The sequence below is a fragment of the Paraburkholderia sacchari genome, from assembly GCF_000785435.2.
GTDB classification, from domain to species: Bacteria; Pseudomonadota; Gammaproteobacteria; order Burkholderiales; family Burkholderiaceae; genus Paraburkholderia; species Paraburkholderia sacchari.
In genome coordinates, this window is record NZ_JTDB02000001.1 from 729604 (window position 1) to 754401 (window position 24798).

Annotated in this window: 19 protein-coding genes and 1 riboswitch; of the genes, 16 read left to right on the forward strand and 3 right to left on the reverse strand. The window is 62.2% G+C overall.

Annotation, left to right across the window (positions count from 1 at the left end):
- Nucleotides 1-9 precede the first annotated feature (9 nt).
- The 4 genes from NH14_RS03315 to NH14_RS03330 are packed head-to-tail and all read left to right on the forward strand — an operon-like array spanning nt 10 to nt 5173.
- Entirely contained in the window at nt 10-1389 is a 1380-nt protein-coding gene (locus NH14_RS03315; RefSeq protein WP_035521538.1) for an MFS transporter, read from the forward strand.
- A 45-nt stretch (nt 1390-1434) separates the two neighbouring features.
- Complete coding sequence (locus NH14_RS03320) at nt 1435-2586, forward strand: porin (RefSeq protein ID WP_035521536.1); 1152 nt, start codon at nt 1435-1437, stop codon at nt 2584-2586.
- A gap of 14 nt (nt 2587-2600) precedes the next feature.
- Nucleotides 2601-3839 carry an MFS transporter gene (locus NH14_RS03325; RefSeq protein ID WP_035521534.1) on the forward strand — a complete coding sequence of 413 codons (1239 nt, stop codon included), beginning with the start codon at nt 2601-2603 and terminating at the stop codon, nt 3837-3839.
- 11 nt (nt 3840-3850) lie between these two features.
- Nucleotides 3851-5173, forward strand: coding sequence for an MFS transporter (locus tag NH14_RS03330; RefSeq protein ID WP_035521532.1), 1323 nt, complete (start codon nt 3851-3853; stop codon nt 5171-5173).
- A gap of 501 nt (nt 5174-5674) precedes the next feature.
- Here NH14_RS03330 and NH14_RS03335 read toward each other — a convergent pair.
- Nucleotides 5675-6226, reverse strand: coding sequence for a winged helix DNA-binding protein (locus tag NH14_RS03335; RefSeq protein ID WP_035521530.1), 552 nt, complete (start codon nt 6224-6226; stop codon nt 5675-5677).
- A gap of 104 nt (nt 6227-6330) precedes the next feature.
- On the opposite strand from NH14_RS03335, the gene NH14_RS03340 reads away from it, so the two are divergent.
- From NH14_RS03340 to atzF, 10 genes are all read left to right on the forward strand, one after another.
- Nucleotides 6331-7446, forward strand: coding sequence for an LLM class flavin-dependent oxidoreductase (locus NH14_RS03340; RefSeq protein ID WP_035521528.1), 1116 nt, complete (start codon nt 6331-6333; stop codon nt 7444-7446).
- A complete protein-coding gene (locus NH14_RS03345) occupies nt 7436-7972 on the forward strand; it encodes a flavin reductase family protein (protein WP_084225024.1) in 537 nt (178 codons plus the stop codon). The genes NH14_RS03340 and NH14_RS03345 overlap by 11 nt, the downstream gene beginning before the upstream one ends.
- A 107-nt stretch (nt 7973-8079) precedes the next feature.
- Nucleotides 8080-9195 (forward strand): porin, encoded by a 1116-nt coding sequence (locus NH14_RS03350; RefSeq protein ID WP_035521526.1) that lies wholly within the window; start codon nt 8080-8082, stop codon nt 9193-9195.
- Between the two features lie 223 nt (nt 9196-9418).
- Nucleotides 9419-9518: riboswitch (guanidine-I (ykkC/yxkD leader) on the forward strand.
- 58 nt (nt 9519-9576) lie between these two features.
- A complete protein-coding gene (locus NH14_RS03355) occupies nt 9577-10647 on the forward strand; it encodes a putative urea ABC transporter substrate-binding protein (RefSeq protein ID WP_035521523.1) in 1071 nt (356 codons plus the stop codon).
- 34 nt (nt 10648-10681) lie between these two features.
- Complete coding sequence (locus NH14_RS03360; RefSeq protein WP_035521521.1) at nt 10682-11497, forward strand: ABC transporter permease; 816 nt, start codon at nt 10682-10684, stop codon at nt 11495-11497.
- Nucleotides 11494-12282 (forward strand): ABC transporter ATP-binding protein, encoded by a 789-nt coding sequence (locus NH14_RS03365; protein WP_035521520.1) that lies wholly within the window; start codon nt 11494-11496, stop codon nt 12280-12282. The genes NH14_RS03360 and NH14_RS03365 overlap by 4 nt, the downstream gene beginning before the upstream one ends.
- Nucleotides 12283-12295: 13 nt before the next feature.
- Nucleotides 12296-13000 carry an urea amidolyase associated protein UAAP1 gene (locus NH14_RS03370; RefSeq protein ID WP_035521518.1) on the forward strand — a complete coding sequence of 235 codons (705 nt, stop codon included), beginning with the start codon at nt 12296-12298 and terminating at the stop codon, nt 12998-13000.
- A 14-nt stretch (nt 13001-13014) separates the two neighbouring features.
- Nucleotides 13015-13656: an urea amidolyase associated protein UAAP2 gene (locus NH14_RS03375; protein WP_035521517.1), complete on the forward strand. Its 642-nt coding sequence runs from the start codon at nt 13015-13017 to the stop codon at nt 13654-13656.
- Between the two features lie 172 nt (nt 13657-13828).
- Entirely contained in the window at nt 13829-17428 is a 3600-nt protein-coding gene (uca, locus tag NH14_RS03380) for an urea carboxylase (protein ID WP_035521515.1), read from the forward strand.
- 18 nt (nt 17429-17446) lie between these two features.
- Nucleotides 17447-19261 (forward strand): allophanate hydrolase, encoded by a 1815-nt coding sequence (atzF, locus tag NH14_RS03385; protein ID WP_035521513.1) that lies wholly within the window; start codon nt 17447-17449, stop codon nt 19259-19261.
- A gap of 222 nt (nt 19262-19483) precedes the next feature.
- Here atzF and NH14_RS03390 read toward each other — a convergent pair whose 3' ends face one another.
- Complete coding sequence (locus NH14_RS03390) at nt 19484-20254, reverse strand: TetR/AcrR family transcriptional regulator (protein ID WP_035521512.1); 771 nt, start codon at nt 20252-20254, stop codon at nt 19484-19486.
- A gap of 35 nt (nt 20255-20289) precedes the next feature.
- Nucleotides 20290-20571, reverse strand: coding sequence for a hypothetical protein (locus NH14_RS03395; RefSeq protein ID WP_162531581.1), 282 nt, complete (start codon nt 20569-20571; stop codon nt 20290-20292).
- On the opposite strand from NH14_RS03395, the gene NH14_RS03400 reads away from it, so the two are divergent.
- Nucleotides 20498-21628, forward strand: a complete 1131-nt coding sequence (locus NH14_RS03400; protein ID WP_407947125.1) for an efflux RND transporter periplasmic adaptor subunit — start codon at nt 20498-20500, stop codon at nt 21626-21628. The genes NH14_RS03395 and NH14_RS03400 overlap by 74 nt on opposite strands.
- Nucleotides 21625-24798 (forward strand): efflux RND transporter permease subunit, encoded by a 3174-nt coding sequence (locus NH14_RS03405; protein WP_035521510.1) that lies wholly within the window; start codon nt 21625-21627, stop codon nt 24796-24798. Before NH14_RS03400 ends, NH14_RS03405 begins: the two co-directional genes overlap by 4 nt.

Here is a 24798-nt window from a genome sequence, read left to right on the forward strand (position 1 = left end):
GAGGCAAGCATGGCCATTTCGCAGACCTTGAGCGCCGGGGGCGGCGCACGGCACGCCGACGCGCAGCCCGTTCAGGACATCGCAAACGAAGACTACGCAGCCAGCGAGCGCACGCTTGCGAAGGCATTCCGGCGGATTCTGCCGTTTATCTTCATCTGCTACGTCATCAGTTATCTCGACCGGACCAACGTCGGCTTCGCCGCACTGACGATGAACAAGGACCTCGGTCTGACGTCCGAGCAGTTCGGTTTTGGCGCGGGCTTGTTCTTCGTCGGGTATTTTCTCTTCGAGATCCCAAGCAACCTGATCATGCAGAAGGTAGGCGCGCGCGTGTGGATCGCGCGAATCATGATCACGTGGGGTCTTTTTTCGATGGCGACGGCGTTCGTCGTCGGCCCGAAGAGCTTTGCCGCTGCGCGCTTTCTTCTTGGACTCGCCGAGGCGGGCTTCACGCCCGGCATCTATCTGTATTTCACGCACTGGTTCCCCGGCAAGTGGCGGGCGAAGGTGACGGCCGCGTTCCTCGTCGGCATTCCCGTCGCGAACATGGTCGGATCGCCGATCTCGGGTGCCTTGCTCGAACTCGGCGGCCTGCATGGCCTGCGCAGCTGGCAGTGGCTTCTGCTCATCGAAGGCGTGCCGGCCGTGATTCTCGGCATCGCTTGTCTGTTCCTGCTTGCCGACCGACCCGAGAAAGCGAAGTGGCTCAGCGAAGAAGAAAAGTCGTCGCTCGCGCGGCGCCTCGCGCTCGAACAGCGCGATATCGGCGCGAAGCACGGCAGCAAGCTGCGCGATGCGATGACCAACTGGCGTGTCTTCGTCCTGGCGTTCATCAACTTCTGCGGGATCGTCGGCTCGCTCGGCGTCGGTCTCTGGATGCCGCAGATCATCAAGCAATTCGGCGTCGGACATTCAGTGGTCGGATGGCTGACTGCCATTCCTTACGCGATCGGCGCCCTGGTGATGCTCTGGTGGGCGCGCGTCGCCAATCGCTCGCAGAACCGCATTCCGTATGTCGCCGGTGCGCTGGTCGTCGCGGCGCTGGCGCTGTGCGCGAGCACGTTCGTCGATACGCCGGTGCTCAAGCTGATCGCGTTGTGCTTCACGGTGAGCGGCATCCTCGCTTTCCAGGCCACCTACTGGGCCATACCGTCCGGATTCCTCACCGGTCGCGCGGCGGCTGGCGGTCTCGCGTTGATCGTCTCGGTGGGCAACCTCGGCGGCTTCGTCGGTCCGTCGATGATCGGCGCGCTCAAGCAATTCTCCGGCGGCTTCACCGCGCCGCTGCTCGCCGTGTCGGGCGTGCTGCTGCTCGGCGCGCTGACCATCGCGTGGCTCGGCGATCCGGGCGCCGACGCGGGTGAAGCGCCGTCCGCCCACAAGGCGTGATCTCTCCTGCCTCGAACCAATCCATAAACACTGTTTGGAGACTCCATGTTGTTTAACAAAGCCAGCCAGAATGCCAACCCGCAATACCGCTTCATGCTTGGAGCAATCGCAGCCGCAGGCGTGAGCCTCTCCTGTGGCGGCGCGCATGCGCAAAGCAGCGTGACGCTGTATGGCATTGCGGACGTAGGTATCGAGCACATCAACAATACGAGTGCTGGCGGCGCACAGACGCGCGAAGTGTCGGGCAACCTGTCGGGTTCGCGCTGGGGGCTGAAGGGCGTCGAAGACCTCGGCGGCGGAATGAAGGCCGTTTTCCAGTTGGAAAGCGGATTCAACATCAATGACGGCACGACCGCGCAGTCGACCAAAGGTCTCGGTGCCAACGCGGCCACGACCTCACGACTGTTCGGCCGGCAAGCGTGGGTCGGTCTTTCGTACAAGGGTCAGCAGTTGAGCTTCGGCCGGCAGAACTCGCTGCTCTACGAAGAGGCCGTCGCTTTTGATCCGATGGGGGCATCCTCGCGATATTCGGTACTGTCGCTCGATTACGCGATGGCCGCGCGCATCGACAACTCGGCGAAGTACACGGGCGTGTTCGGTCCGTTGACGGCACAGGCGATGTACAGCACGCGCTACGACACGGGGTACGGCGCAGAAGTGCCGGGCGCGCAAATCACCGGGCGATTCTTTAGCGGTGCGTTGACCTTCGCGCAAGGCCCGCTTGCGGCGAGCGTCTCGTACGAGCAGCGCAACAGCAACACGGTTGCGACAAACACCGGCACCGAGCGTCGCGCGACGGCCGCCGCATCGTATGTGTTCGGGCCCGTGAAGGGCTTCGCGGGTTATCGCTACCTGCGTGCGTCGAACGCATTCCTGCCAGCGAATCCGATCCGCGTTGCAAACGGGTCCGATGCGAGCGCGGCCAACTTGTACTGGGCGGGAGCGCAGTACTCGGTCACGCCGGCGTTCGTGCTCACGGCAACGGCCTATTACCAGGACGTGCATTCGACCGGCGCCGATCCGTGGCTCGCGGTGCTCTGCGCGGACTATCTGCTGTCGAAACGCACCGACGTGTATGCGACGGCGGGCTTCGCGCACAACAAGGACGGCTCGGCGCTCGGCGTGAACGGTTATGGCACTGTCGCGCCCGGCTATAACCAGACGGGCGTGGTCATCGGCATGCGCCAGAAGTTCTAAGGGCGAATCTCATCATGACAGTGGCCGCACAGCCGGGTTTGGTCAGCAGACTGTTTCCCGCGCTTTCGGAGGCGTCGCTGCGGCGCTATCTGAGCGGGCAGGTCGCGTCCGTGCTCGGGAGCTGGACGCAGAACGTCACGCTGAATCTGCTTGTTTATCACCTGTCCGGATCGGCGGCGATTCTCGCGCTGCTGAACTTCCTGTTGTACGGGCCGCAGTTGATCGTCGCGCCCCTGGCCGGGTCGCGGATCAGCGCGGCCAACGCAAGACGCGCGACGCTCTGTGTGCTGATGACGTCGCTGCTGCTGACGGGCAGTCTCTTCACGTTATCGCTGTTCGGCGTGCTCGGTGTGAAACTGATCCTCGCACATGCGCTTGCCATTGGCGTGTCGAGCGCGGTCGAAACACCCGCACGCCAGGTCCTGCTGCTCACGAGTCTGCGGGATGCGACGCATACGTCCAACGCCGTCGCGATGAACACGATGGTCTATAACGTCGGCCGCATGGTCGGCCCGACGATTGCGGGCTTCGTCTATCCGACGCTCGGACCCCGGACATCATTTGTGATTTACGCATTGGCGCTGTGCTTCATGGCCATGTGCGTTCGCTCGATCAGAGCGGCGTCGGCGGCGCGGCCTTCGCGCGCGGAGAGCGGCCTGCGGGACGCGGTCGGCTATGTGATGTCCGACGCTTTCTCAGCGCGCTATCTGCCCATTCTCGCGTGCATCGGTTTGTTCGCCGGCAGCTATCAGACGCTCGTGCCGCTACTCGCGGACAAGGGCTTTCACGACGCGGCGCGCTTTACGGGCGTGTTCTTCGCGTGCGCCGGCGCGGGCTCGCTGAGTGCTGCGGTGTTGCTGTCGTCGGCGTTCGGGCCGCGGGCGTCGCGCCGGTTCATCGCGTGGGCCCCGTGGACGGCGGTCGCCGCGCTCGCAGTGCTGGCGGCAACGACGGATGTGGCGGGGTCGATCCCGGCGTTCTTCGCGCTCGGCTTCAGCCTCACTTTCGCGGCCACCTCGACGAACGCGACCATTCAGCGGCAGTGCCCTGAACACGTGCGCGGCGGACTCGTCGGCATGTATGGCATGGCCTACAACGGCACGATGCCTTTCGGCTACCTGCTTGTCGGAAGCGCATCGGAAGCGCTCGGCGTGCGGCACACCTTCGCGGCAATGGCGGTGGTGCTCGCCAGCGGTGTCATCGCCGTTATTGCATGGCAACGATTCACGAATTCGCGCTCAGGCGCACAATAAACGGAGACACAATGCAAACTGGAATCATGGAAAAGTCCGCGATCGAGAGCAGGACCCTACGAAAGGTCGTCTGGCGACTCATTCCGTTCCTGATGATCTGCTACCTGCTTGCCTTCATCGACCGGGGCAATGTGGGGATGGCGTCGTTGCAGATGAATCACGACCTCGGCATGTCGGCGAAGGCCTTCGGCTTCGGCAGCAGCCTTTTCTTCATCTCTTACTTCTTCTGCGAAGTGCCGAGCAACCTCGCGCTCCAGAAGTACGGCGCGCGGATCTGGATTGCGCGGATCATGATCACGTGGGGCATTGTGTCGGCGGCGACGGCGCTGGTGCACAACGCCACGATGTTCTACGTGCTCCGTTTCCTGCTCGGTGCGGCCGAAGCCGGCTTCTTTCCGGGCGTGCTGCTGTATCTGTCGTACTGGATTCCGGCGTCGTATCGCGCGCGCATCGTCGCGACATTCATGGTGGCGATTCCGGCTGCGAGTTTTATCGGCTCGCCAATCTCGGCACTCCTCTTGCAGATGGACGGTGTCTGGGGTTTGCGCGGATGGCACTGGCTGTTCATCCTCGAAGGCGTTCCGACCGTGCTGCTTGGTGTCGCGTGCCTGTTCATGCTGACGAACAAGCCTGAAAACGCGAAGTGGCTCGACGACGAAGAGCGTACGTGGCTCGTCAATGCGCTCGCCGCCGGGCACAAGGCGCCGAAGAAGGTGCCGTCGCTGCCGCTCGCGCAACTGTTCCGCAATCGCTATGTGCTGTGTCTCGCGCTCGTCGATACGTGCGCATCCGCGGCGGGCAGCACGCTTTCCGTGTGGCAGCCGCAACTGCTCAAGTCGTTTGGCCTGACCGTCATGCAGACGGGGCTGCTGAACTCCGTTCCATACGCTGTCGCCTCGGTCCTGATGGTCTACTGGGGCCGGCGCTCGGACCGCACCGGCGAACGCCGCTGGCACACCATGGTGCCAATGCTGCTGATTGGCCTGGGCCTGTTCGCGACATCGCTGAGCGGGTCGCTGCTGCCGACGATCGGCATGCTCTGCGCGGTGCTGGTCGGCGCGTATTCGTTCAAGGGGCCGTTCTGGGCCCTCGCCACCGACATGCTGTCCAACAGCACTGTGGCAGCGGGCCTCGCGACGGTGAATGCAATCGCGAACCTGCTTGGCGGCGGCCTGATGGTCAATGTCTACGGATGGGTGAAGGAGGGGACGGGCAGCTATGCGCTCGCATTGATGCCGCTTGCCATTCTCACGCTCGTGAGCGTCGCGACACTGCTGCTGCTTACGCGTAACGGACAGGCGAGCAATGTCACCGGCAAGACGGAGACTGTTTGAGCATCATTTAAGGTGAGCGGCGGAATCCTGGAATCGCCGCGACGCTATGCACGATCGGGTATGCCGCTCGTAAGATGCCGCAATTCGTCCAGCAGTTTTGCTGCGGGGGCGGGCAGGATTCCGTCGCGACGCCTGAATGCAGTGAGTGTCCGCAGGGCCTCCAGGCCATCATTTTCAGCCTATCCAGAATGCCTGCCGTCTTCTCCATGTCGTACATGGGTTCCGAGGCTAGCCGACACCCGCTTGCAAAGCCGACCGGAATACGTCCGGTATCGTCTTGTCGAGCGCCGCTCGACCTTTGCTCATTACCTCGCGCGCTCAGCAGTTGCATAAAAGTGCCGATCGAGGGCCGGTGTTTTCCCTGAGGTGAAATCGGTTGCAGCCAAAAAATGGCTGCACTACGATTCATCAAATAGAAATTCGATGTGAAATTCTATTCGAAGCGCCTTGGACACCTGAGGGTCCGGCGCGCCTCATGTTTTCGGCCAGGGCGCTGCGCCATCAGCGCCGCCGGTGGAAAGTAGCGACTTCACGCGTGGCGGATTCGTAGACACGTTCCATCTGTTCGAGGCAGGCAGTCGCCTGCGCGGCAGCGGACTGGATGCCCGCAGCCGCTTCGGCCATCTTGAGGAGCACCGTTTCGCGCAATCGTGCGTACGCTTCGCACACGCGCGCGCCTTCCGCGGTGGTCACGTAGTACACGCCGGTGCGCGCCGTTCCGGATTTTTCGACGAGCCCGGCTTTGATCAGCTTGCGTAGTTCGTACTGCATATTAGCGATGTCCTGCCGGTTGGTCATATGCAGCAGATCGCGAATGGTCTTGGGCCGTTCGTGCATATGGATGACGTGCACCAGCGCGTTCTCCTGGCCGCTCAGCGCGGTGCCGGTAACGGCGGCCATGCACTCGGACTGCCAGCGCGAGAACGACTGGTTCAGGCGCATCACGGCGTACTCGAGGTCGGTGATCTCGACGCCGAAGTCGTCCATCGCCAGGTGCCAGCGATGTTCGGCAGCGGCAGCTTTTTTCGTGGTTCTGCGTGAAGGTTCGGTCATTGCGGAATCGCGCGGTTGCGGCCCATGCCGTCGACTGGGTTGGGAGAGCAGGGCGCCGCGAGGCAGCCCGTCATGGAAACAAATTTTACTGCGCCAGGACTGACATGAGACGAATTCTGAACACGAAGGATTTCATTCTGGGAACGTTTGCGACGAACTGCTCGGGCGGGATGTCGGTGACAAAGATCGGCGAGCGCTGGGAAAACTCGTGGGAGAACAACGAAAAGCTCGCGCTTATGCTGGACGAAGCCGGTATCGACTTCATGCTGCCTATCGCGCGCTGGATTGGCTACGGCGGCGAGACGGACTTCCACGGCTCGGTGCTCGAGACCATGACCTGGGCCGCGGGCCTGCTCGCGAAGACTCGCCATCTTACCGTGTTCGCGACGATCCACACAGCGGCGAACCATCCGGTCGTGGTTGCCAAGCAGATTGCGACGCTCGACCAGATTGGCGGCGGACGCGCTGGCCTGAACATCGTCGCGGGCTGGAACCGCCCCGAGTATGAAGCGCTCGGCCTGCCGCTCTCGACCGGCCACGACAAGCGCTATGCGTATGCCCAGGAGTGGTTCGACGTCGTGCAGAAAATCTGGACGCACGATGGTCCCTTCAATTGGGACGGCGAGAATTTTCACCTCAAGAACATCTATGGACTGCCGCGCCCGTGGAATGGCGAGCGTCCGCCGATCCTGAACGCGGCGGGGTCGGGCGAGGGACGCGATTTCGCGATCGGCAACGCGAACTTCCTGTTTACGCCGGCGATCGATCTCGATCGCTCGCGCACGGAAGTCGCCGAGCTCAAGCAGAAAGCCGTCGCTGCGGGCAAGGACGTCAACGTGCTGACATTCTCGCACGTGGTCTGCCGCTCGACCGAGCAGGAAGCGCGTCAGTATCTGCACTATTTTGCGCAGGACAACGCGGACTGGGGAGCGGTCGACAACCTGGTTGCATTGCAGTTTGCCAATGCACAATCGTTCCCCCACGACCTGCTCTCGATGATCCGCGACCGGATGGCCGCGGGGCATGGCGGCTTCCCGCTCGTCGGTACTCCCGAGCAGGTGGCGGCGGGGCTGATGTCGCTTGCCGAAACCGGCTTCAAGGGCACGACGCTGTCGTTCGTGGACTACGTGAAGGAGTTCCCGTACTTCCGCGACACGGTGCTGCCGATCCTCGAGGCCCACGGGCTGCGCAGCCCTCGCGAGAACCGCCGTGCAGCCTGATGCTCTGGATGCCGCCGGTGCGCTGAGCAGCCACTTCGTGCAAGCGATGCGCGGCTTCGCGGGAGCGGTATGCGTGGTGACGGTCGCGGACGGCGACGAGCGCAGCGGCTTCACCGCCACTTCCGTGTCGTCGTTTTCGGCACAGCCGCCCATGGTGGTGGTTTCGATGAAGGCGACCAGCTCTTCGGCGGGGTTGCTCGAACGCACGCGACGCTTCGGCGTGAACCTGCTGCGCGCCGAGCAGCGCGCGATCGCCGAGCGATTCACCGGCTTTTGCGGCGAACAGGGCGAGGCGCGTTACGGCAACGACGAGTGGCTGCGCGCGATGCCGGATGGCGCGCCGCTGCTCGCGGATAGCGTGGTCGCGATGGATTGCGAGGTCGATGAGCTGATCGTGCGCCACGGGCACCTGCTTATCATCGGCCGCGTGCGCGCTGTGAATCGCGACGAGTCCGTGCCGCGTCCGCTCGTCTACTGGCAGGGGCAATATATCGCCCTCGCCAGCCCGCTAGTGGCAGCGGGCTGATTCTTCCCATCCGGGGAGATTGGGGCATATCCATTCGAACCCGCTGCACGAAGATGCAGGCTTATTGGTAAGCATGACGAATCAATGATGGAAAATGGAGATTATCGATGGGAAGAAAATGCGGGAAATGCGCGCTCGCCGCGATGATTGGCCTTGCAGCACCGATTGCCCACGCGCAAAGCAGCGTCACGATTTTCGGCTTGCTGGACGCTGGCGTGTCGTACATCAGCAATCAGGGCGGCAAATCGAACTGGCAGATGGCGGACGGCATTGCGGTGCCCAACCTCTTTGGGATGGAGGGGGCGGAGGACCTGGGCGGCGGCCTCAAGGCGAAGTTTCGGCTCGTCAACCAGTTCTCGCTCGGCAACGGCTCGATCATAGCGTCGCCCAGCAACAGTTCGATGACGAGTGGCGGCCTCTTTGCCCGCGAAGCATGGATGGGTCTTGCGAGCGATCGTTACGGCAGCCTGACGATGGGCCGGCAGCAGGACTTCATGGTCGATACCTTGCTCGCGGACGTCGGTGCGGATTCGGCGCTCTACGTGGGTGGCCTCTACAACTTCCGCGACGGTCCGTTCTCCGGCCTGAACCTGCCGGATTCGCCGCCAAACGAGGCCTACAACTTCGACCATATGAACGGCGCCGAAGCGTTGTCGAATTCGGTGAAATACGCTTCGGCGAACTATAGCGGACTCAAGTTCGGCGGCATGTACGCGTTCGGCGGGACCGCCGGGAATTTCAGTCAGAACAGCGCATCGAGCTACGGCGTGAGCTATGCGAGGGGGCCGTTCGCCGTGGGTGCCGCCTATACGAATGTCAAGTACGCGGTGCTCGAAGGCGCGAGTATCCGTAATTGGGGGGCCGGCATGCGCTACTCGATTGGCGCCACGCTGTTGACACTGCTCTATACCAATACGCGCAACACGCAAAATGGTGCGGCCGTCAACATGATCGAGGCGGGCGGCACGTATCGCGTGACGCCGGCATTCGGGCTGGGGGCGAACTATATGTACATGTGGGGCAACGCGGGCGTCGACAACAATCACGCGCATCAAATCAATGCCGTGGCTCAGTACAGTTTGTCGAAGCGCACGACGGTCTATGCCGAGACGTCGTATCAGATCGCCAACGCCGGGGCGACCGCGGCCATCGACGGCACGTTTGGCCCGTCCAGCAGCAACTATCAATTTGTGGGGCGGGTCGGGATCCAGACGAGGTTCTGACCCAACTGGGTGAACACCGCCCGCCGTGCTCATCGCGGGCGTTTCCGGGCGTCGCAGCGCCCTAAACGGGTGCGCCACGACGCAAACTTGTGCATTTTGTTGCCGGCACAGGGCAGGAAAAGTGCCTCACGCGCCAGGATGGCGGGCTTTTCACCTTGGCACGCTTCTCGCTATAACGGGTGGGCAAGGAGCCGGCGCAGCCCCCGGTTCGACAGACAATCTGGAAATGGACAGCTAGGGTTCCGGCCTGCTTCTCGCAGGTGCTGGTCCGAGAGCTGTCGACCTCAGGCGAGGTTACACGGCGGGACAAAAGCCCGGGAGAGAACGCGATGTTTGCGCTGCTCCCTGCCGTTGCTAACCGTCCCCTTCGAGGTCAACCTCATGCGCAAGCTCGTTCGCTGTCTTGGCATTGCCGCCATCTCCCTCGCCTCCTTCGCTTCAAGCGCTACGTTCGCCGCTGGCCGCAGCGACTTCAAGGTTTGTTGGACCATCTACGCCGGCTGGATGCCGTGGGGTCAAGCGAAAACGCAGGGCATCATTTCGAAGTGGGCCAAAAAGTACAACATCAGCATCGATGTCGTGCAGTTGAACGACTACGTTGAATCCATCAATCAATACACGGCCGGCAAGTTCGATGGCTGCGCGATGACCAATATGGATGCGCTCACGATCCCGGCCTCGGGCGGTGTCGATTCGACGGCTCTGATTGTGAGCGACTACTCGAACGGCAATGACGGCTTGCTCATGAAAGGCAAGGGCAAGCAGATCGCAGACTTGAAGGGCCAACAGGTGAGCCTGGTGCAGTTTTCGGTCTCTCACTACCTGCTTGCACGTGCACTGGAAAGCGCCCATATGAGCGAGCGCGACCTCAAGGTTGTGAACACATCAGACGCGGATATCTCCGGTGCCTTCGCGACTCCGGCTGTTCACAACGCGGTGACATGGAACCCGATGCTCGCCGACTTGAAAGCGCAGCCGAACGTCACTGAAGTCTTCGATTCGAGCAAGATTCCCGGCGAAATCATGGACATGATGGTTGTCAACACGAAGACGCTGCAAGCGAACCCGGCGCTCGGCAAAGCCCTCACGGGCGCATGGTTCGAGATGGTCGCGTTGATGCACGGTGATTCCGCTGCGAGCACGACCGCGCTGACTTCGATGGCGAAGGCCTCCGGTACCGACCTTGTGAACTTCAAGGGCCAGCTCTCGACCACCGCGCTCTTCTACACCCCGCAGGCAGCGGTGGCGTTCGTCACGAGCCCGGACATGCCGAAGATCATGTCGCGCGTCGCGAAGTTCTCGTTTGACCACGGTCTGCTTGGCCAGGACGCAAAGAGTGCGGATGCCGTGGGCATGGCCTTCGACAAGAACGTGGTCGTCGGCGACAAGAACAACGTGAAGCTGCGTTTCGACCCGAGCTACGTAGAGATGGCAGCCGCGGGCAAGCTCTGAGACGGACTTCGACGCTTTTTGCAAGGCGGTCACCATGCGACTCATTAATCGACATCCGAGCCGAATCGGCGGCCTGATGCTGCTCCTGCTGCCGTTCGTCGTGTTGTTTGCGGTGTATTTCACAGGGTCTGCACAGCGGCTCGCGCTCAATCCCGATGACAAGCTGCTTCCGAGCGCGGCGCAAATGCGTGATGCGGTGAAATCGGTCGCATTCACCGAAGACAAACGCACCGGCGAATATCTGCTATGGGACGACACCCTCTCGAGTTTGCGGCGGCTGGGAATCGGCCTTCTCGTGAGCGCGATGATTGCGCTGGTCGCCGCCATCGCGACGGGCTCGTTGCCGCTCGTCAGTGCCACGCTCTCGCCGTTCATCACCGTCGTCTCGATGGTGCCTCCGCTGGCGGTGCTGCCGATTCTTTTCATCGTCTTCGGGCTCGACGAACTATCCAAGGTCGTGCTCATTGTTTTCGGCATAACACCCATGATTATTCGGGACCTGCATGCTCGCGCCCGCGACATTCCCGCTGAACTTTGGGTCAAGGCTCAGACGTTGGGGGCCACGAGCTGGACGGTGATCCTGCGTTTGGTGTTGCCGCAACTTTTGCCGCGCTTGCTGGTGGCGATGCGTCTCTCGCTCGGTGCGGCATGGCTCTTTCTCATCGCCGCTGAAGCGATCGCATCGACTGACGGTTTGGGCTACCGAATCTTCCTCGTGCGCCGCTACCTCTCCATGGACTTGATTCTCCCGTACGTCGCGTGGATCACGCTGCTCGCGTGGCTCACCGATGAGCTGCTTCGCAGGATCACGCAGTGGTCGTTCCCGTGGTATGGCGGAGGTGGACGATGATCGAAGTCCGCAACGTATGGAAATCGTACGGCGACCAGGTGGTCCTGGAGCGTTTGAATCTGACGATCAAAGAGGGCGAGTTTTGTTCGATGGTTGGCGCATCCGGCTGCGGAAAGTCGACGTTTCTCCGACTGCTGCTGGGTCAAGAGCAAGTGACGCGCGGCGAGATTCTGCTGGACGGTCAACCGTTGCCCGGCGAACCGGAAGCCCATCGTGGCGTCGTGTTTCAACGCTACTCGGTGTTCGAGCACCTGAGCGTGTTGCGCAACGTGATGCTGGGACTGGAGCTGCGCAAAGCGAAGCTGGCGGGCCGGCTCTTCGGGGCGCAAAGGCGCGCCGCACGCGACGAGGCAGCGGCCATGCTCGAGCGGGTGGGACTCAGTGCCGCCTTGAACAAGTACCCGCAGCAACTCTCCGGTGGCATGCAACAACGCCTCGCCATTGCGCAGGCCTTGATGATGAAGCCGCGCGTCCTGCTGCTCGACGAGCCGTTTGGCGCACTCGACCCCGGCATCCGCAAGGACATGCACGCGTTGCTCTCGGATCTGTGGCGCGAAGCGAAGCTAACCATCTTCATGGTGACGCATGACCTGAAGGAAGGCTTCACTTTGGGAAGCCGAGTGCTGGTTTTCGACAAGGTGCGCGTGGATCCTCAAGCGCCAGGCGCTTACGGAGCGCGTATCACCTACAACATTGCGCTCGACCGCAGCCGCGAATCGGCGTCGGCGGTGCATCTGGCTCGCGCGGCGGTTCAAGGCGCGTCCAGCGTTGAAGTGGTCTCATGAAGGGAACTCAAACATGAAGCTATTGCTTGAAGAAACCGTCCCGGGAGGCGGCCATACCTCTCTCATCGTGAAGCGGGGGCAATCGTTGCGCGTGACTGACCTGCACGGTGGCGCCAATGTCAGCGTCATGATGGTCAATGCGACGGAAAAGAGCGAACGTCTGAACCTGCCGGATTCGCTCAAGTGCCAGCACACCGCGAAGCTCACCGCCGGGCATTGCCTGTACTCCGATATGGGCCGCGTGCTCGCCGCCATCGTCGCCGACACATGTGGATGGCACGACAGCATCGGCGGCGTCTCGAACGCCGAGGAGGTCACTGCGCGTTACGGCCGTGGCCGCTATCAGGAACTGCGCAACGCGTTCTACCGAAATGGCACGGACAATCTGCTCGTCGAGATGAGCAAGTGGGGGCTCGACATTGCGGACCTGCTAATGACGCTCAATCTTTTCAGCCGCGTCGACGTCTCCAGCGAAGGGGTGCTCAATTTCGTGAGCCACAACTCGAAAGCTGGCGACTACGTTGAGCTCTATGCGCCGATGAACACGCTGGTCGTGCTCACGGCGATTCAGCACCCACTCGACCCGAACCCGGAATATGCGCCCAAAGCGGTGAAACTCGCGTTGAGCGAGGCACAGCCCGAGGTGGCCGAAGTGTGTCGTACCGCATGCGAGGAAAACGTGCGCGGTTTTATCAATACCGAGCGGTTCTTTCTTTGAGCGGAGACCACTTCATGACTAGCACGCTTATCGTCAGCGACAAACAGCCTGGGAGCGCGGTCTACCGCGAGACAGTGGCTGCGGGCGAGCCCTGGCTTCACGAAGTGAAGGCGGGGCAAACCCTGCGCATAGTCGATCTGGAGGGCAACCAGGCGGTCGATACCCTGTTCTACAGTCTCGCCGACCCGCGCGAGCGCTTCGACCCGCAACGCACCTTGCGTCGACAGCAGCGCCTCTACCTGAGCGCGGGCTCCGTGTTGTACTCGAATCTGGGCAATCCCATGTTGACCGTCGTTGCCGACACCTGTGGACGCCACGATACGCTCGGCGGCGCCTGCGCACAGGAGAGCAATACCGTGCGCTATGCGCTGGGAAAGCGCTATATGCACAGCTGCCGTGACAACTTCCTGCGCGCCTGTGCGCACGACGGCCGGCTCTCGAAACATGACATTGGCGCGAACGTAAACTTCTTCATGAACGTGCCCGTGACGGCGGAAGGCGGCCTCACCTTCGAAGACGGCATTTCCGCTCCAGGGAAGTACGTCGAACTGCGTGCCGAGATGGATGTCATCGTGCTGATTTCCAATTGCCCCCAGTTGAACAATCCGTGCAACGCCTACAACCCGACGCCAGCGGAGCTGCTGATATGGGACTGAAACGTATCCGCAGCTGGTTCTCGTTCCTCATGCTGGTGCGCTCGGGACGTTATTTCACGCTTACGCGCGACCAGTTGAATCAGGCAAATCGCTAACGCGAATACGGCCGTGGACGACCGCGGCTCGCATCTCCCACGGCGGGACGGCCCGCCTCCGAATCAGAATTCCTTCCATGTTCGAGACGATTCTTATCGCCAATCGTGGCGCTATCGCGTGCCGGATTCTTAGAACGCTGCGCGAACTCGGTGTCACCGGAGTCTCCGTTTTTGCGGAGGCGGATAGAGCGAGCCGTCACGTGAGCGAGGCGCCCATCGCGCACTGCCTGGGCGATGGCCCCGCGGCGACGACTTATCTCGACACGAAACAGATCCTCGAGATCGCTCGTCGCGAGGGCGTACAGGCCATTCATCCCGGGTATGGATTCCTGTCCGAGAATGCAGCCTTCGGAGAGGCGTGCGAAGCGGCGGGAATTGCGTTCATCGGGCCAACGCCCGCGCAACTGCGTGTCTTTGGCCTGAAGCACACGGCGCGTGAAATCGCTGAGAAGGAAGACGTGCCTATGCTCAGGGGCACCGGCTTGCTCGGTGACGTGACGGCGGGGCTGGAAGCCGCCCAAGCAATTGGCTATCCGGTCATGCTGAAGAGCACGGCCGGCGGAGGCGGCATCGGCATGCGCGTTTGCTGGAATGCCGCCGAACTCGGCGCGCACTTCGACGCCGTGAAGCGACTTGGCGAGAACAATTTCAGCGATTCTGGCGTGTTCCTCGAAAAGTACATCGAGCGGGCACGACACCTGGAAGTGCAGATCTTCGGCGACGGGAAGGGCGACGCGATTGCGCTCGGCGTACGCGACTGCTCGGTGCAGCGGCGCAACCAGAAAGTGCTTGAGGAAACGCCTGCCCCGTGCTTGCCGGATGGAATTTCCGAAGCCCTGTGCGCGGCAGCAGTGAAGCTCGCGAAGGCGGTGGACTATCGCTCCGCTGGCACCGTCGAGTTCGTGTACGACAGTGCCGCCGAGCAGTTCTATTTCCTCGAAGTCAACACGCGCCTGCAGGTGGAGCACGGCGTGACCGAGCAGGTGTGGGGTGTCGACCTCGTGCGCTGGATGATCGAGCTGGCGGCAGGCACACTCAAGCCGCTGCAGGAGCTCGTAGCGGAATTGACGCCGCGCGGCCACGCAATTCAGGCGCGGGTCTATGCGGAAGACCCAGGTAGAGAGTTCAAGCCAAGCCCTGGCCTGCTGACCGACGTCGCGTTCCCGCCAGCGGATGGTCTCGCGCTGCGCATCGACACGTGGGTTGAGGCCGGTTGCGAAGTGCCGCCGTACTTCGATCCGATGCTCGCCAAGGTGATCGCGTGGTCGCCGACTCGCGACGAGGCGCGCCACGCGCTCAATAACGCGCTGATGAACACATGCATCTACGGCGTCGAGACGAATCGCGACTATCTGCTCCAGATCCTGGACGACAAGCCGTTTGCATCGGGCGAACCGTGGACCCGGTGCCTGGAAGGGCTCAAGTACCTGGCCAGCACCGTCGAAGTCGTGAGCGGCGGGACGCAAACGACGGTACAAGACTTCCCGGGCCGCCTGGGATACTGGGCGGTCGGCATCCCGCCTTCGGGGCCGATGGATGATCGCGCAATGCGGCTCGGCAACCGTCTCCTTGGGAACGCCGCCGACGCCGCTGCGCTCGAAATCACGATGACCGGTCCGACGCTGCGCTTCAATACAGACTCGGTCGTTGCCATCACGGGCGCTGAAATTCCCGTGCAGCTCGATGACGTCGAGCAACCGTTGAATACGAGCCTCTTTGTTCCGGCGGGCGCGACGCTGTCGCTCGGTACCATTCGCGGCGCTGGGGCACGCGCGTATCTTTGCATACGCGGGGGTTTGAACGTCGGCGTTTATCTCGGCAGCCGGAGCACCTTTACGCTCGGTCAGTTCGGCGGGCATGGCGGTCGTGCAATACGCGCAGGTGACGTGCTTCATCTCTACCCGCTCGAAAACGCGCAGGCGGGCAAGACGCTGCATGACGTGCCGAAGCTCGAAGCCATTCGCACCATTCGGGTGATTTACGGTCCGCATGGCGCGCCCGAGTACTTCAGCGCCAGCTACATCGAGCGGTTCCTGGACACCGATTGGGAGGTGCATTTCAATTCCAGCCGTACCGGCGTGCGCCTGATCGGCCCGAAGCCGGAGTGGGCTCGCGAAGACGGCGGCGAGGCAGGCCTGCACCCTTCGAACATTCACGACAACCCCTATGCGGTCGGTGCCGTCGACTTCACCGGCGACATGCCTGTGATTCTCGGACCCGACGGCCCGAGCCTGGGCGGCTTCGTTTGTCCGGTGACCATCATCGAGGCTGATCTCTGGCACATCGGTCAGCTGAAGGCCGGCGACAAGATTCGCTTCGTTCCGGTGGAGGTGGATGAAGCGCGTGAAGCGGCACGCCAACGCACCCGCGAACTGGAAAGCCTCGAGATCGAGGCGACCGCGCCAACCCCAAGACGGTCGTCGCTGACATCGCCCATCGTGCTCGACACAGGCTCGGGTGGCGAGCGGCTGGTTGCGCGCGTATCGGGCGACACGCACCTGCTGCTCGAAATTGGCCCTGCCGAACTTGACCTCGTCTCGCGCTTTCGTGGGCACGCGCTCATGCAAACTCTCGAGGCAATGGCGCTTTCCGGCGTCATCGATCTGACGCCTGGCATTCGTTCGCTCCAGATTCACTATCGGCCGGAGAAATTGCCGCTCGCGCAACTGCTGGATGTGGTAAGCGAGGCGTGGGAGCGGGTCTTGCTGAAAAAGGACCTGCGTGTGCCTTCTCGCGTCGTTCACATTCCGCTTTCGTGGGATGACCCGGCGTGCCAGCTCGCGATCGAGAAGTACATGACGACGGTGCGCAAAGACGCGCCATGGTGCCCGAGCAACCTGGAGTTCATTCGCCGGATCAACGGCCTCGAATCGATCGATGCCGTGAAAAAGGTCATTTTCGACGCGAGCTATCTCGTGATGGGTCTCGGGGACGTATACCTGGGCGCACCCGTTGCCACACCGCTTGACCCGCGGCACCGTCTCGTGACGACGAAATACAATCCGGCCCGCACCTGGACGGCGGAGAACTCGGTCGGCATCGGCGGCGCGTATCTCTGCGTGTATGGTATGGAAGGGCCCGGCGGCTATCAATTCGTCGGCCGAACGCTGCAGATGTGGAATCGCTATCGCAAGGTCGCGGATTTCGCCGGCCAGCACTATTTGCTGCGGTTTTTCGATCAGATCCGCTTCTACGAAGTGTCGGCTGACGAACTGCTTCGCATCCGCGCGGATTTTCCGCTTGGACGTTATCCGTTGAAGATCGAGGAGTCCGAACTTTCTCTGCCGGATTATCAGGCGTTCCTTGCGAGCGAAGCGGCCAGCATCGACACGTTCCGTTCACGACAGTACGCCTCCTTTCAGTCCGAGCGCGAGCGGTGGCGCGAAGCGGGCACTTCGGAGGAAGCGATCGAGCCGCACGCTTCGGAGGATGCCCAACTTGCTCCCCTCAACGACGGGCAGGTCCCGGTGGATTGCGAAATCGCCGGCAGCCTCTGGCAGGTGAAGGTGAAGACCGGAGATGTCGTTGCCGCGGGCGACGTGCTGCTCATCGTCGAGTCGATGAAAATGGAGATCTCGGTGTGTGCCTCGTGTGCGGGTACGGTCGCCGACATTCATGTGGCGCCTGGCTCGCCCGTGCGCGCCGGGCAACGAGTCGCAGTCATTGAACGTCAATAATTGGAAGGACAGAGAACCATGCCGTCATTCGACCTGCGACTTTCCACGCTCCGTAGTGCGTATCGCAATGGGCGACTCACGCCGCGCCAGCTTGTGGCCGAACTGCTCGAGAAAGCGAGCGCACTGAATCCGGAGTTCAATCTCTTCATTCATCTTCTGACCGAAGGCGAAGTCGCGCCGTACCTTGACTGGCTCGAGCAGCAAGACTTGAGGCGTCTGCCGTTGTACGGTGTGCCGTTCGCCATCAAGGACAATATCGACCTTGCTGGAATTCCGACAACCGCCGCGTGCCCCGACTTTGCGTACACGCCGCAGGAGTCAGCGACCCTTGTCAGCCAGCTGATTTCGCTTGGCGCCATTCCGCTCGGCAAGACCAATCTCGACCAGTTCGCTACGGGTCTGAACGGCACGCGTTCGCCATACGGCAAATGTCGCAACAGTGTGCTTGCGGACTACCCGTCGGGCGGCTCGAGCGCGGGTTCGTCTCTTGCCGTCGCGTTGGGCGTGGCGAGCTTCGCGCTCGGGACAGACACGGCGGGCTCTGGTCGTGTGCCTGCCGGCCTGAATAATCTCATCGGACTCAAGCCGACCAAGGGCATCCTCTCGACGGCGGGGGTGGTCCCCGCCTGCCGCACGCTCGATTGCGTGACATTCTTCACTGCCACGGCTGAAGAGGCTAGTGAGCTTCTCTCGTTGACCGCGCAGACCGATGCCCGCGATGCATACAGTCGCAAGAACCCGCAGTGGAACTCGGCAAGTGCGTTCGGCAAGCCCTCGTCGTTCCGGTTTGGGGTTCCGGCGCGCCTTGAATTCGCGGGATGCGCGGAGAGTCCGGAGCTGTTCGCATGCGCTCGTGCACGCCTGGAAACGGCAGGCGGCGAGGCGGTGGAGATCGATTTCGAGCCCTTTGTCGAAGCCGCCAATCTCCTTTATCAGGGGCCCTGGGTTGCCGAGCGTTACAGCGTAGCAGGCGAGTTGATGTCAACGACGCCGGACGCCGTGCTTCCCGTCATTCGAGACGTGCTGGCCAAGGCGCCGGGTGCGACAGCGGTTGAACTATTTCGCGCGCAATATCGCTTGCAGTCGTTGAAGGCCGCCTGTGACGCGGTGGTCGATTCACTGGATTTCGTGCTGACGCCGACTTATCCTCGCCCGGTGACACTGGCTGAACTGGCGCAAGACCCCATCGGGCCGAACTCGTTGCTCGGTTACTACACGAACTTCATGAATCTGCTGGATTACGCAGCGGTCGCCACTCCAACCGGGTTCATGAAGAACGGGCTGCCGTGGGGCGTAACCGTCTTCGGCCGCGCCTTCACCGACCAGTATCTGTTGGGCGTCGCCGACATGCTGCAAACGGCGAGCGGCATCGAATTCGTCGGTGGAAACCGCCCGGAGTCTTGCGCGCGGCGAGTGGCGACCAACGATCGGATTCGCGTCGCGGTGTGCGGTGCTCACATGCAAGGGCTGCCGCTGAACAAGGATCTGGTTTCCCGAGGCGCGCATAGGGTTCAGGCAACGCACACGGCTGCGCATTATCGGCTGGCCGCGCTGCCGGCTTCTGCGGACGGCACGAGACGCCCGGGAATGTGGCGAGTGGCTGAGAACGGCGCGAAGGTTGCGCTCGAAGTGTGGGAAATGCCAAGCGTCGAGTTCGGTTCGTTCATCGCAACCGTGCCGTCTCCGCTGGTGCTGGGGAAGATCGAATTGTCAGACGGCTCGTGGGTAACCGGCTTCCTGTGCGAACCCTATGGCGTGCTGTCGGGAACGGATATATCGGAATTTGGTGGATGGCGAGCGTGGCTTGCAAGCGAGCGCAGCATCGATGCGTGACGGGCCGGCAGGGAAGGGGTAAGGCGCCCTGAGCCCGGCTGAAGGGGCTAGATTCTGGTGCCCCAGGTTCGCCAAATCCGCAGAAGTAAAGCTGGGCTATTGTGCAAGCACGCTTTACCGGAACTGATCGTTTTGAAATCCGCGGCCGCTGCGCAGTGCATCGGCACACAGCGGATGTTGCTTGATTGCCTGCCAGAGGCTGCCGCCGCTGAAGCAGTCGCGTCATGCCGCCGGATCGCTTGATACGCTCGCCGCTTGAGGCGGCGCGGGCAGTGGACGGCGAGCAATCGTTTCGGCTTCCGAACGTTTGATGCCAAACGCCTGCAGCACGATGGCCGCCGTGCTTTCGGCGAACTTCTCGTGTCTGGATCGAAGGGCCTTTCGTGAGCGAACCGCCCGCTTTGAAGATCCGGAGAGGTGAAGCTCAGCAGCTATTGCGGCGATGACAGTGCCGATCACGGAAAACGTACACAGCAGTTCGTCCGCGACCACGAAGCGGCGTTCCGAAATCCCCCTCTTCGTGTCCCGCAGTAGTCGCTGACCCAGCCCCTCGATCAGGACTCGCGTGGATAGTCCTTCGCGTATCAGTAGTTGCCCCCAAACCGGCTTCCGATATGCGCGCAAAACCGTATGACGTACCGACATTGCGATCGCTTCGGCCGGGTCGGACAACCCGGCTGCGAGACGATCGAGCGTACTCGCGAACTCCTCGAACAACCAGTCCGCGAGCGCAGCAATGATCCCTTCCTTCGAATCGAAGTAGTTATAGAACGACCCGAATCCCACGTCGGCGGCGTTCGTAATCTCTGTGATCGTGACGTTGTCCATTCCTTTTTCCTCCACCAGCGCAAACGCGGCATCGAGCAAACGAAGCCGCGTTTCGAGCTTGCGTCGGGCCACGCGCGGCGATCGCGTTGCGATGGATTCGCGACCGGGGACTGGCGTCTTCGCCTGTCGCCGACGGCTCGTGCGGGAAAGCGGGACGTTGGTCATGTTAGCTCCTCCTGTATATCCCTCATATTTTATGTTTAACTGTCATAGTTGACAAGAATATCAGTAATGGGTTTAATGTCACCCGTCGCCTCGAAGCACGCCAATGGCTTTGTTTTCGCGCTTCTGGCAACGCGCGCTTCTTGCAGGCGCGACTGGCCATCGGCGTGGACGACTTTTCCACCTGAATTCATCATCTGCCTTGTGAACATCGTGAAACATCCCGGTCTTGTCGCGCTGAAACGAGTGCGCTCCTTGTTGCCTTCCTTCTTTACATCGTCACAGAAGTTGACTGTCGTCGTTGCGGCGTGCAGCGCCATCGTTCTTGGTGCATGCCGCCAGCACGAGGTAATCAGCCCGGAGGCCAAGCCCGTCGTTGCGCTTGCGGTTCATCCGGATGGGCACGCTGAGAGCAACTCGTTGCCGGCACAGGTGCAGGCGCGTTATTCCACGCCTCTGTCGTTCCGGGTGGGAGGCAAGGTCATAGAGCGGCGGGTGCATATCGGCGATACGGTCAAGGCGGGACAGACGGTTGCGTTGCTCGACCCGACCGATCTGCAGAACAACCTCGTCAATGCGCGCGCGCAGCTCGACGCTGCCGAGCATCGCCTCGTTTTTGCCAGGCAGCAGCTCGACCGCGATCAGGCTCAGGCACGTGCGAACCTGATTGCTCCCGCGCAGCTGGAGCAGACCGAAGATGCCTACGCTTCGGCGCTTGCGCAGCGCACTTCCGCGCTCGCCCAGATGACGCTCGCCACGGATCACCTTCGCTACGCGACGCTCACCGCAGACCACGACGGCGTCATCACTTCCGAGGATGTGGATACCGGCCAGAACGTTCAGGCAACCCAGGCCGTGTATCACCTTGACTGGACGGGCGATGTCGATGTCGTTAGCGACGTGCCTGAAAGAACGCTGAACGCGCTTGCTGTCGGTAGCAACGCGCGCGTCACCTTGCCCGCGCTGCCCGGCAAGACTTTCGAAGCACACGTGCGCGAGGTTTCGGCTGCAGCCGATCCGCAAAGCCGCACGTGGCGCGTGAAGCTCACGCTGACAGCGCCGAGTCCCGAGGTGCGTCTTGGCATGACCGCGAATGTGGCATTCAGCGCAGCGGACGATGCCGGCGCGGTCTTCACGCTGCCGGTGACGGCGCTCTTCCACAAGGGTGATGATCCGGCCGTGTGGGTGGTGCGTAAAGGCAGCGACACGCTCGAGTTGCGCCCGGTGACGATCGAGCGGTACGACGAGGGCACTGTCTCGTTCAGTTCGGGACTGCACGATGGCGAGCGCGTCGTCCTGCAGGGCGTGCATGCCGTGAGTTCAGGGCAGCATGTGCAAGTGGTGCCTCCGCTGCATTCAGGGGACGCTTCGGTATGAACGCGCGCGACCACGAACACGCGCTCGACAGCGCGCCGGCGAACGCTTCTGTCGAGGAAAGCGACGGCGGTACGGGCTTTAACCTCTCTTCATGGGCGCTGCGGCACCAGCAGCTCGTGATTTTTCTGATCGGGCTGGCCACGCTTTTCGGGGTGATTGGCTACACCCATCTTGCGCAATCGGAAGACCCGCCATTCACATTCCGGACGATGGTCATCAAGACGTACTGGCCGGGCGCGACCGCCCGCGAAGTGCAGGAGCAGATCACGGACCGCATTGGCCGGCAGCTTCAGGCGGCGCCGTATGTCGACAACATCAAGAGCTACTCGCGCCCCGGCGAGTCGATGATTTTCTTCGCGATGAAGGACGCGGCGCCTGTCAAGGAGGTGCCCGAGACCTGGTACCAGGTCCGCAAGAAGGTGGGCGATATCGCTGCGACGCTGCCGAAGGGAACGGCAGGACCCTTCTTCAACGATGAGTTCGGCGACGTCTACACGAACATCTATTCGCTCGAAGGCAATGGCTTTACGCCCGCGCAACTGCACGATTATGCGGACCAGCTGCGCACGGTTCTGCTGCGCGTGCCGGGCGTCGCGAAGGTCGATTACTTCGGCGACCCCGATCAGCATATTTTCCTCGAGATTTCGAATGCACAGCTCACGCGTCTGTCGATCACGCCGCAGCAACTCGCTCGTGCAATCGACGCGCAGAACACCGTCGCACCCGTCGGCACCATTACGACGGCGGACGACCGGGTATTCGTGCGGCCGAGCGGCGCGTTCAAGAATGAACAGGCGCTCGCCGACACGCTAATCACCGTCAACAACCGCTCGTTCAGACTTGGCGATATCGCAACCATCAGGCGCGGCTATGACGATCCGCCCGTGTCGCAGATGCGCGTTGGCGGCCACGCAGTGCTCGGCATCGGTGTGACGATGCAAAAGGGCGGAGACGTCATTGACCTCGGCAAGGCACTCGATGCGAAGACGGCGCAATTGCAGGCGTCGCTGCCGGCCGGTCTGAAGCTCGAGCCGGTTTCGAGCATGCCGCACGCGGTCAAGCACTCGGTGGACGACTTCGTCGAGGCGGTTGGCGAAGCGGTGGCGATCGTGCTGGTTGTCAGCCTTGTTTCGCTCGGCCTGCGCACCGGCATGGTTGTCGTCATCACGATCCCTATTGTGCTGGCCGTGACGGCGCTTTGCATGCATCTGTTCGGTATCGGTCTGGACAAGGTTTCGCTCGGCACGCTCGTGCTCGCGCTCGGGCTGCTCGTCGACGATGCCATCATCGCTGTCGAAATGATGGCCGTGAAGCTGGAGCAAGGGTGGAGCCGCATGCGCGCGGCGGCCTTTGCCTACACGAGCACGGCGTTTCCGATGCTGACGGGCACGCTCGTCACGGTTTCGGGCTTCCTGCCGATCGCGCTTGCGAAATCGAGCACGGGTGAATACACACGCTCGATCTTCGAGGTATCGGCCATTGCGCTCATCGTTTCGTGGTTCGCTGCGGTTGTGCTGGTGCCATTGCTGGGCTTCCATCTGCTACCGGAGCGCAAGGCTCACGCGAGCGGCGGCCACGGCCATGAACACGATGTCTACAACACAGGCTTTTACCGGCGCCTGTCCGGCTGGGTTGCGTCGTGTATCGTCCGGCGCTGGGTCGTGCTCGGGGTGAGCGCCGTGCTCTTCGTCATTGCGATGGGGGCATTCACGCGCGTGCCGCAGCAGTTCTTCCCGAACTCCGAGCGGCCCGAACTGCTGGTCGACCTCAGGCTGCCGGAAGGCGCTTCGTTCGAGGCGACGTTACGTGAATCAAAGCGCCTCGAGAAGGTTCTCGATGGCAAGCCGGGGATCGACCACTTCGTCGACTTCGTCGGCACGGGCGCGCCGCGCTTCTATCTCCCGCTCGACCAGCAACTGCAGCAGCCGAATTTCGCGCAGTTCGTGATCACGGCCAAAGACGTCGAAACACGCGAGGAACTGATGCACTGGCTCGACGCGAAACTGGAGAAAGACTTTACCGGTGTTCGCACACGTGTGGCACGACTCGAAAACGGGCCGCCCGTCGGGTTCCCGATCAAGTTCCGCGTGAGCGGCGACGATATCGCGACGGTGCGGTCGATCGCGGAAACGGTCGCAGAGAAGGTTCGTGGCGACTCGCGCACGCGCAACGTCCAGTTCGACTGGGACGAACCGGCAGAACGTTCGATCTCGTTCGAAATGGACCAGAACCGGGCGCGCCAGCTTGGCGTCACGTCAGAGGACGTTTCGAGCTTCCTCGCCATGACGCTGTCGGGCTACACCGTTACGCAGTACCGCGAGCGCGACAAGCTGATCAACGTCGATCTGCGTGCGCCGAAGAGCGAGCGCATCGACCCCGCAAAGCTCACGAGCCTTGCAATTCCGACACCGGGCGGGCCGGTTCCGCTCGGCTCGCTCGGACATGTGCGCGACACGCTCGAGTACGGCGTGATATGGGAGCGCGATCGCCAGCCGACCATCACGGTGCAGGCCGACGTGCGCGGCGACGCGCAGGGCATCGACGTGACGCGCAACCTCGACCAGGCACTCACGACGGTGCGCGCGAAGCTGCCTGTCGGGTACCGGATCGAGGTGGGCGGGGCGGTCGAAGAGAGCGTGAAGGGCCAGACGTCGATCAACGCGGAAATGCCGCTGATGATCATCGCGGTGCTGACGCTGCTGATGATTCAGCTTAAGAACTTCGCGCGCACCTTCATCGTCGTGCTTACTGCCCCGCTGGGTCTGATCGGCGTGGTGACGGCGCTGTTGCTGTTCGGCAAGCCGTTCGGCTTCGTTGCGCTGCTTGGTGTGATTGCGATGTTCGGCATCATCATGCGCAACTCCGTGATCCTGGTGGACCAGATCGATCAGGACATCGCGGCGGGGCAGGCGCGCTTCGACGCCATTATCGGCGCAACGGTGCGGCGTTTCAGGCCGATCATGCTGACTGCCGCCGCCGCCGTGCTCGCGCTGATTCCGCTGTTGCGCTCGGGCTTCTTCGGGCCGATGGCGACTGCGCTGATGGGCGGCATCACCGTCGCTACCTTGTTGACTGTGTTCTTCCTGCCGGCCCTCTACGCGACTTGCTTCGGGGTCCGTAGTGACGAGCGTGGCGCGCAACAGGTCGTCGTCGAGCATACGGAGGGTTGA